This window comes from Acidocella sp., from assembly GCF_035535915.1.
Classification (GTDB): domain Bacteria; phylum Pseudomonadota; class Alphaproteobacteria; order Acetobacterales; family Acetobacteraceae; genus Acidocella.
On record NZ_DATLPB010000075.1, the window covers coordinates 1 to 8,768 of the forward strand.

Genomic DNA, 8,768 nt, shown 5'->3' on the forward strand with positions numbered 1-8,768 from the left:
AATACCAGACACAGCCCGACAGGCTGAACGCGAGGAGAGCGAGCGCCAGGGGCGCGGTGAAAAGGTTTTTCTTCATCCGGCGGATATGGAAATCCGCCCCGGCGCCTTCAACGTCCACGCGTGAAAGCCGGATGAAACTACCGCAACCCCCAGACGTAAAAGTCTGGATTTTCAAAATTTTTCTTACCATACCGCAGCTTTTCGCAGGCGGCGGTGAGCACGCATCCGCCGGCCGCCTCCACCACCGCCTGCGGCGCCGCCGTATCCCATTCCATGGTGCGGCCCAGGCGCGGATAGAAATCCGCCGCCCCTTCTGCCACGCGCAGAAATTTTAAAGCGGAGCCGATATTCGTCAGCGACGCGATTTTGTAGGTCCCGAGCAGCGCCGCCAAGGCTGGGTCGGCGGCATAATGGCGCGAGGCCATCACCGTGAGCCCCGCGGGCGGCGCGCGGCGCGCGAAAATGCGCACGCTCTCGCCGTTCCGGCGGCGGAAGGCGCCCATTCCCAGCGCGCCGTAATGCACCTCGTGCAAGGCTGGCGAGGCGACGGCCCCGAGCACAGCGACGCCGTCGCGGATCAGCCCGATATTCACCGCGAATTCCTGGCGTCCCGCCGCGAATTCGCGCGTGCCGTCCAGCGGATCCACCAGCCAATATTGCGCGCCCAAAGCGGTGACGCGCCCAGCCGCCACCTCCTCCTCGGCGACCACGGGAATATGCGGCGCAGCGGCGCGCAGCCCCGCGGTGATGATGGCCTCCGCCTGCGTGTCAGCGACGGTGACCGGGGAGTCGTCGGCTTTGGCAGTTACCGAAAAACCCGCCGCGCGCACCTGCATGATGGCGGCGGCGGCCTGTTCAGCCAGGGCGACGGCGAGGTCGAGAAGCGCAGAATCATCCATAAATCATGGTGTAGACGCCCCTCCCGTACTGGCCAAGCCATACCGTAATGTTATGGTCGGAGGCAGTTCCATGACAGGGGTTAGAGATGCTCGAGATCGCGTTTGCCAAAGCTGTGGTGCCGAAATCCGGCGTGGTGGTCGTGCCGGTGGCCGAAGGCGCTCCCCTGTCCGGTCTCGCGGCGGCGCTGGACAAGGCGCTGTCCGGCGCCCTGAAGCGGGCGATCGCCGCTTCCGACTTCACCGGCAAGAAGGACCAGCAAGCCAGAATCCTGGCACCGACCGCCGGGCTGAAGCAGGTGCTGCTCATCGGCACCGGCAGCGCCGAGGCGTTTGCCGCGCGCGGTGCGGAAATGCTCGGCGGCGCCATCGCCGCTGCCCTGTCGAAGGACACCGAAGCGACGGTGCTGGCTGAGACGCTGGACGCGGCTGCCGCGGCGCAGCTGGCCCTGGGCGCGCGGCTGCGCGCCTACCGGTTCGACAAATACCGCACCACGCAGAAGGAAGACGAGACGCCGAAGCTCGCGAAGCTCACGATCATGCCCGCCGACGCGGTGGCGGCGCGCGCCGCCTACGTGCCGGTGGCAGCGGTGGCCGCGGGCGTGGAACTGACCCGCAACCTGGTCACCGAGCCGGCCAATATCCTGTATCCCGAGGAATTCGCCGACCGCGCCGAAGCCCTCAAGAAGCTTGGGGTAAAGGTGGAAGTGTTCGACCAGAAGGATCTGGAAAAGCTCGGTTTCGGCTCGATGCTCTGCGTCTCCCAGGGCAGCGCGCGCGAGCCGCGCATGGTGGTGATGCAGTGGTTCGGCGCCTCCGGCGGCGTCGATGCCGACGGCAAGAAGACCAAGAAGCCGAAGGACCCGGTGGTGTTCGTCGGCAAGGGCGTGACCTTCGACACCGGCGGCATTTCCATCAAGCCCGCCGCCGGGATGGAGGACATGAAATGGGACATGGCCGGCGCCGGCACCGTGGTCGGGCTGATGGCCGCCCTCGCCGGGCGCAAGGCGAAGGTGGACGCGGTCGGCCTGATCGGACTGGTGGAAAACATGCCCTCCGGCACCGCCGTGCGGCCGGGCGATGTGGTGACGAGCTATTCCGGCCAGACCATCGAGGTTCTCAACACCGATGCCGAAGGAAGGCTGGTGCTGGCCGACGTGCTGTATTACGCGCAGGACCGCTTCGCCCCGAAATTCATGGTCGATCTGGCCACGCTCACCGGCGCCATCATCGTCGGGCTCGGCCATGAATATGCCGGCTTGTTCAGCAACGACGACGAGCTGGCGGAACGGCTGTTCGCCGCCGGCAAGGCGACCGGCGACGATGTGTGGCGCATGCCGCTGGCCCCGCTCGGCCAGCGCTACGACAAGAACCTGAAATCCGCGATCGCCGACGTGCAGAATATCGGCGGCGGCCGGGCCGGCGGCTCCATCACCGCCGCGCAGTTCCTGCAGCGTTTCGTCAACGGCAAGCCCTGGGCGCACCTGGACATCGCCGGCATGGCCTGGGCCAGCAAGGAATCGGCCGTGACACCGAAAGGCGCCACCGCCTTCGGCGTGCGGCTGCTCGACCGCCTGGTCGCCGACCATTACGAGGGCTGATGGCGCCGCGCCGCGATAAAGGTCGCGCCTTCGTGTCCCGAGTCGTCTTGGAAGACTCCCCGTTTATGGTGCATGCGAACAGGTGGGAACCATGAACTGGCGGCACTGAATGCGGCACGACGATATCTGGCGCGCGATCGATACCCTGGCGGCGGAGCATGGACTCTCCCCCTCAGGCCTGGCGCGCAAGGCGGGGCTCGACCCGACCAGCTTCAACCTTTCCAAGCGGCGCACGGAGGGCGGCAAATCGCGCTGGCCTTCCACCGAGAGCCTGGCGAAAGTGTTGCAGGCGACGGGCGCCCGGCTCGAGGATTTCACCGCTTTGGTGATGGGCGCGCGGGCGCTGCCGGAGGCGCGGCAGCAGCGCGGCCGCAACAAGATCCCGCTGGTCGGCATGGCCCAGGCCGGCCGCGCCGGGCTGTTCGACGATGGCGGCTATCCCACCGGCGCCGGCTGGGACCAGTTGGAAATCCCCGCCACCAGCGACACCAATGCCTATGCGCTGAGCCTCGAAGGCGATTCGGCGGAGCCGGTTTACCGCGAGGGCGACATCGTTCTGGTATCGCCCGCCGCCCCGGTGCGCGTCGGCGACCGGGTGGTGGCGCGCGCCGCGGCTGGCACGGTGATGGTCAAGCGCCTTGCACAGCGCACCGCCACCCGCATCGAACTGGCAAGCCTGAATCCCGCCCACCCCGAACTGCGCTTCGCGACAGAAGAGATTGTCTGGATGCATCGCATCGTCTGGGTCAGGCAGTAAGGAAAGCGGCCGCTTTTTCGATCAAAAGCAGCACCAAAAACTTTTGCGATGCCGGGTCATGGGCTGTGTCAGCGCCAACGCCCATGGCCCAGCATAACAAAGTTTTTTTGCTACTTTTTGTTCACAAAAAGTAGGCCTTCTGCCTTCCGTCTCCAAGCTTCACGCTCTGGATCCGGAAAGGCGCCGAACCAATTGAAAATTAGGTGGATTTGGTGGGCACAACAGGGATTGAACCTGTGACCCCCACCATGTCAAGGTGATGCTCTACCGCTGAGCTATGTGCCCAAATCCGGTCCGGTCTTTAGCGGCGTTGTCGGCAGGAGGCAAGTGTTGGAAGCGGTGGGAGATAAACTAAAACGGCGATCGCTATGGCTGTCCCGCCGGACCTGGCGGCGACGCCTGGTTTTTTGGGGCGGTGCGTTGCTCGTGGGTATGATCAGCGTGCTGTTCACCAAGGCCGCGAACTGGGCGCAGGCGGTGTTTTCGCACGGCAGCCAGCAATTCTGGGGCCTGCCGCTGCTCCTTACCCCCGCCGGCTTCGTGTTCTGCGCCTGGATGGCGCGGGAATTTTTTCCCGGCTCCCAGGGCAGCGGCATCCCACAGGCCATCGCGGCGCGGCAGTCCGTCTGCCGCGCCGACCGCTACCGGCTGCTTTCGATCAAGATTGCGCTCGGCAAAATCTTCCTCACGGTCGTCGGCCTGCTCTGCGGCGCCTCGGTGGGGCGCGAAGGGCCCACCGTGCAGGTCGGGGCCGCCTTCATGCTGCAAGTGGCGCGGTGGCGCGGGCTGCAACATCAGCGCGGGCTGATCCTCGCTGGGTCCGCAGCCGGCATCGCCGCCGCCTTCAACACGCCACTCGCCGGGATCGTCTTCGCCATCGAGGAGATGAGCCGCTCGTTCGAGGTGCGCACCAACGGCTTGGTGCTTTATGCCGTGATCATCTCCGGCCTGGTCTCGCTGGCGCTGGTCGGCAACTATACCTATTTCGGCACCACCTCGGCGGCGGTCACCACGACATGGGATTGGGTTCTGGTGCTGGCCTGCGGCACCTTGGGCGGCCTCGCCGGCGGCGCTTTCGGCCGCCTGCTGCTGGAAGGCACCCATCGCGCCCAGGCCTGGCTCGCCCGGCAAAGCCAGGGCAGAAAACTGCTGCTGCCCTTGGCCTGCGGCGTGCTGGTGGCGCTGCTCGGCATCGCCACGCACGGTGCCACCTTCGGTACCGGTTACGCGCAGGCGCAAAGCGCCGTGACCGGCCATGCGCTCGCCTGGTATGTCTGGCCGGCCAAATTCATCGCCAATCTGGCGACCGCCCTTTCCGGCCTCCCTGGCGGTATTTTCGCGCCCTCCCTGGCGGTCGGCGCGGGGCTGGGGGACTGGCTGGCAGGATTTGGCGCGAAAGCCGTGAGCCTCGGCGCCGTGCTCGGCATGGCTGGTTATTTCGCCGGCGTGGTGCAGGCGCCAATCACCGCCTTCGTCATTATCCTGGAAATGACCGATAACGACGTCAACGTCATCCCGCTGATGGTGGCCGCCATGCTCGGCTTCAGCGCCTCGAAGCTGGTGATGAAGCAGCCGCTCTATCATGCGTTGGCGAAGGGCTTCATGCCGCCGGAGCCGGAAGCAAAAAAGGAAGTGGCCGCTTTTTGAAAAAAGCGGGACCAAAAACTTTTTTTATGCTGGGCCATGGGCTGTGTCCGCGCCAACGCCCATGGCCCAGAGTAAATAAAGTTTTTTTGCTACTTTTTGTTCACAAAAAGTAGCGCTTCCTTCCTTGCCTTACTTCGGCTGAAATCTCGGATCCCCCGTGCGCCAGAGGATGAACGCGATCAGATCGGCGGTTTCCTGGTCGCGCTGCGCACGGGTTGAGCCGATGCCGTGCCCGGCGTCTGCCTCGACCCGCAACAAAACGGGGTTTTTCGACGCCGTCGCCGCCTGCAGCCGCGCGGTCATTTTCGTCGGCTCCCAGGGGGCGACTCGCGGGTCGTTCAGGCCGGTGGTGAGCAGTACGGACGGATAATCCACGCCGTCATGCACATGCTGATACGCATCCATGGCCAGCAGGCCGCGGAAGCCCGACTCGGTGGTGACGCTGCCGAATTCCGGTATGTTGGGCGGGCCGTTGGGCGAGAACTCGCTGCGCAGCGCGTCCGACACGCCGACCTCGGAGATCACCACCGCCGCCAGGTCCGGCCGCTCGGTGAGCAGCCGCCCGACCGTAATGCCGCCGGCCGAGCCGCCGATGACCGCCAGACGCCGGTGCGAGGTCCAGCCGGAGCGGATCAGACACGCGGCGCAATCGATCGTGTCCTGCCAGGTATGGTATTTTTGCAGCTTTTGGCCGGCGAGATGCCAATCTTCGCCAAGCTCGCCCCCGCCGCGCACATGCGCCACCGCGAACACGCCGCCAAGGTCCAGAAACGGCAGCCAGCGCGCCAGGAACGCCGGGTTCAGGGTGATGCCATAGGCGCCATAGGCTTCCAGCAACAGCGGCGCCTGGCCGTCGCGCTTCACCCCCTGGCGATAGACGATGGATAGCGGGATTTTCGTCCCGTCCCGGGCCGGGACGAAAATTTCTTCCGAGCGATAGGGGGAAAGATCCAGCGGCGGAAGCGGCGCGATGTCGGTCTGCGTGACTGTGCCGTCCGGGGCCACATGGCAGGCGACCGGCGGGCGCACCCAGCCTTCCAACAGAAACCAGACGCCGTCATGCTGCGTGTCGGCGTAAAAGGAATCCTCGTCGACGGAGCCGGCGAAGGGCAGTTGGATTTTCGTGACGGTGCCATCCGGGGCCAGGCGGCGCAGCCCGCCGAGGCCGGCATCGAGGTCGAGGATGTAGAGCGCGTCGCGCGCCGCCTGGATGTCGCGGATCACCGCCGCGCTCTGCGGCACCACCAGTTCGGCTTGCGCCACGTCGGGCGCGGCGGCGCTGGTCTTGAGAATTTTGTAGCGCGACGCATGCTGATGGCTGAGCAGGTAAATGCTCTCGCCGCGCACAGCGAAGCCGGTGACATTATCCGCCGGTGTGCAGATTTTTTGCCAGTCAGGCTTGCCTGAAGCTGCGTCAGCGAGATTGGCGGCGTAGAGCGCCAGTTCGTTCTGCACGCCGGACACCAACGCGCCGACGGCGAGCGATGAGCCCGGCGTGGCGGTGACGCCCGGAAAATCGATGGCCCGCGCCGGCACAGACGGGCTCAGCCCCTTTCCCATCACCTTGATGTCGGCGGCGGGATCGGTACCGAGCTTGTGGAACCAGCACAGGCTGTCTTCCTCGTAATGCACGCTGCTCGGCGGCACATCCTGCAGGCGGTTATAGAACAGGCCGGAGCCGTCCGGCAGCCAGGAAGGGCTGGCATCGGCGGTGCGACTGATGGCTTCCGGCAGCAGCGCACCTGTGGCGGTCACGAGGATATGCAACGTCGATTGCTCGCCGCCGCCCGCGGATATCCCGAACACGACGTGCGCCCCGTCCGGCGCGCAGGCCCACCAATCCAGCTCTTCATGCGCGCCGGGTTTGGCATAATGGTCCGGGTCGAGCAGCAGCCGGTCCTTACCCGCCGAACCCTCCCGCACATAAAGCTTGGAGGTGTTCGCACCGGCCGGCCGCACCTCAGAGAAGATACTGCCCCCGCCGGTCTGGATCGACACCGCCCCGGCGACCACGCCGGTGTCACGGTCGATGGCGGCTGCGATCTTGTCCCGCCCGGGGATTTTCGCCAGCACCGAAGCTGTGTAAGCCCCCTGGGCGCGCACATAGGCCTTCCATTCCGGGCCTTCGCTTTCCATCCAGCGATAACGGTCAGTTATTTTCTGTCCGTAGTAGGTTTCCACCACCGGCCGCACCGGCGCCACCGGAGGGCCCTTGCCGATCACCAGAGGAACCGGCGCCACATAGGCCGGCTGCGCCTTGGCCCGGGCGGCGAACAAAAGACCGATGGCGGTGGTGGCGAGGAAGGCACGTCGGTGCAAGGCGCGCATGAAACCCTCACAAAAAGCAAAAAAGTGGCGCAAAAACTTTTGTTATGCTGGGCCATGGGCATCGTCGATGACAACGCCCATGGCCCAGATTCACAAAGTTTTTTTGCTACTTTTTGTTCACAAAAAGTAGCCTTACCTCCTTGACTTAACTCGCCTTCTACACATCCTCCACCCGTTCCACGCCCGGCACCATCTTCATCGCCTGCGCCAGTTTCACCGACACGTTGAAACCGCCGGGCAACACCATGTCGAGATTTCGCTCCAGCCCGGTCTTCGGCACCAGGGTCACGCGCCCCCTGCCCCGCCCTTCGCGCTCCAGCAGCGCGCGGATATGCGGCAGCGCGTCGGTGCGGTCGAGCCAGACGCGCAGCGAGGACCCGACCTTCGCCGCCGCCTCGTCCAGCAGCACCACGTCGCTGGCGGTGATGCGCAGCGCTTCACCCTCGATCCGCACATCCGCCGTCACCAGCAGCGCCACGCCTTCTTCGAGACTCTCGCGAACACGGTTCAGGACCTCGGAAAACAGCGTCACCTCGTAGCTGCCCTCGACATCGGACAGCGTGATCCAGGCCATGCGGCTGCCGGTGCGGGTGATGCGCTCTTTTTTCGCGCCCATGGTGCCGGCGAGCTTGATGCGCGTGGCCCCGGCCTGGGCGCGGCGTTCGATCTGCGAGGAGGGCACGACCTCCAGCCGCTTCAGCGCCACCGCATACATGTCCAGCGGGTGCGAGCTGATGTGAAAGCCGACCGCTTCGGCCTCGTTGGCGAGCCGGTCCACATCCGGCCAATCCGGCGTGTTGGGCAGCCGCACCGGCTCCGGCGCGCCGCCGCCGAACAGGCCGATCTGCCCGGAGCTGCGCTCCTCTGCCAAGGACTGCGCGAGGCGCATGATCGTCTCCGCCGCCGCGAAAACCTGGGCGCGGTTGGGCACCAATGTATCGAACGCGCCGGCCTTGGCGAGAATTTCGATCTGCGCGCGGGTGAGCGATTTGGCGTCGATGCGCGCGGCGAAATCCGACAAATCCTTGAACGGTCGCGCGCCCCGCGCCTTCACCAGCTCCTGCATCGCGGCAATGCCGACGCGCTTGACCGCCCCCAGCGCATAGCGAATGGCGTAGCTGCCATCCTCCTGCTGTTCCGGCTGGAAGTCCGCCCCGGATTTGTTCACGTCCGGCGGCAGCACCTTGATGCCAAGGCGGATCGCCTCGCCGCGCAGGGTTGCCAGCTTGTCGGTATTAGCAATGGACAGCGACATGCAGGCGGCCAGCAAGGCGACGGGATAATTCGCGCGCAGATAAGCGGTCTGGTACGAGACCAGCGCGTACGCCGCGGCGTGCGATTTGTTGAAGCCATAGTCGGCGAATTTGGCCATCAGGTCGAAAATTTCGTTGGCCTTTTCCTCGGTATGGCCAAGCGTCAGCGCGCCCTCGCAGAAAATCTTGCGCTGCGCGTCCATCTCCGCGCGGATCTTCTTGCCCATGGCGCGGCGCAGCAGGTCGGCGCCGGCGAGCGTGTAGCCCGCCATCACCTGGGCAATCT

Annotated in this window: 6 protein-coding genes and 1 tRNA gene; 3 read left to right on the plus strand and 4 right to left on the minus strand. The window is 65.5% G+C overall.

The genetic code is table 11. The annotated features are described in order from the left end of the window. Positions 1-137 precede the first annotated feature (137 nt). Positions 138-899 carry a 3'(2'),5'-bisphosphate nucleotidase CysQ gene (gene cysQ, locus VNC39_RS09185; protein WP_325398415.1) on the minus strand — a complete coding sequence of 254 codons (762 nt, stop codon included), beginning with the start codon at positions 897-899 and terminating at the stop codon, positions 138-140. Positions 900-985: 86 nt separating this feature from the next. Between cysQ and VNC39_RS09190 the strand changes: the two genes are divergently transcribed. Continuing rightward, the gene (locus VNC39_RS09190) at positions 986-2,497 is read left to right on the plus strand and encodes a leucyl aminopeptidase (protein ID WP_325398417.1); all 1,512 of its coding nucleotides are present in this window, start codon (positions 986-988) and stop codon (positions 2,495-2,497) included. Positions 2,498-2,606: 109 nt separating this feature from the next. Further along, a complete protein-coding gene (locus VNC39_RS09195) occupies positions 2,607-3,254 on the plus strand; it encodes a helix-turn-helix transcriptional regulator (protein WP_325398419.1) in 648 nt (215 codons plus the stop codon). 210 nt (positions 3,255-3,464) lie between these two features. On the opposite strand, the gene VNC39_RS09200 is transcribed toward VNC39_RS09195, so the two are convergent. After that, a tRNA-Val gene (locus VNC39_RS09200) sits at positions 3,465-3,539 on the minus strand. A 147-nt stretch (positions 3,540-3,686) separates the two neighbouring features. On the opposite strand from VNC39_RS09200, the gene VNC39_RS09205 reads away from it, so the two are divergent. Continuing rightward, entirely contained in the window at positions 3,687-4,901 is a 1,215-nt protein-coding gene (locus VNC39_RS09205; RefSeq protein ID WP_325398425.1) for a chloride channel protein, read from the plus strand. A gap of 129 nt (positions 4,902-5,030) precedes the next feature. Here the strand turns inward: VNC39_RS09205 and VNC39_RS09210 are convergent, their stop codons facing one another. Both VNC39_RS09210 and VNC39_RS09215 read right to left on the minus strand, forming a co-directional pair. Further along, positions 5,031-7,229 (minus strand): prolyl oligopeptidase family serine peptidase, encoded by a 2,199-nt coding sequence (locus VNC39_RS09210; protein WP_325398421.1) that lies wholly within the window; start codon positions 7,227-7,229, stop codon positions 5,031-5,033. A gap of 157 nt (positions 7,230-7,386) precedes the next feature. Continuing rightward, positions 7,387-8,768: OB-fold nucleic acid binding domain-containing protein (locus tag VNC39_RS09215; RefSeq protein ID WP_325398423.1), on the minus strand; the 1,382-nt coding region annotated here is incomplete at its 5' end.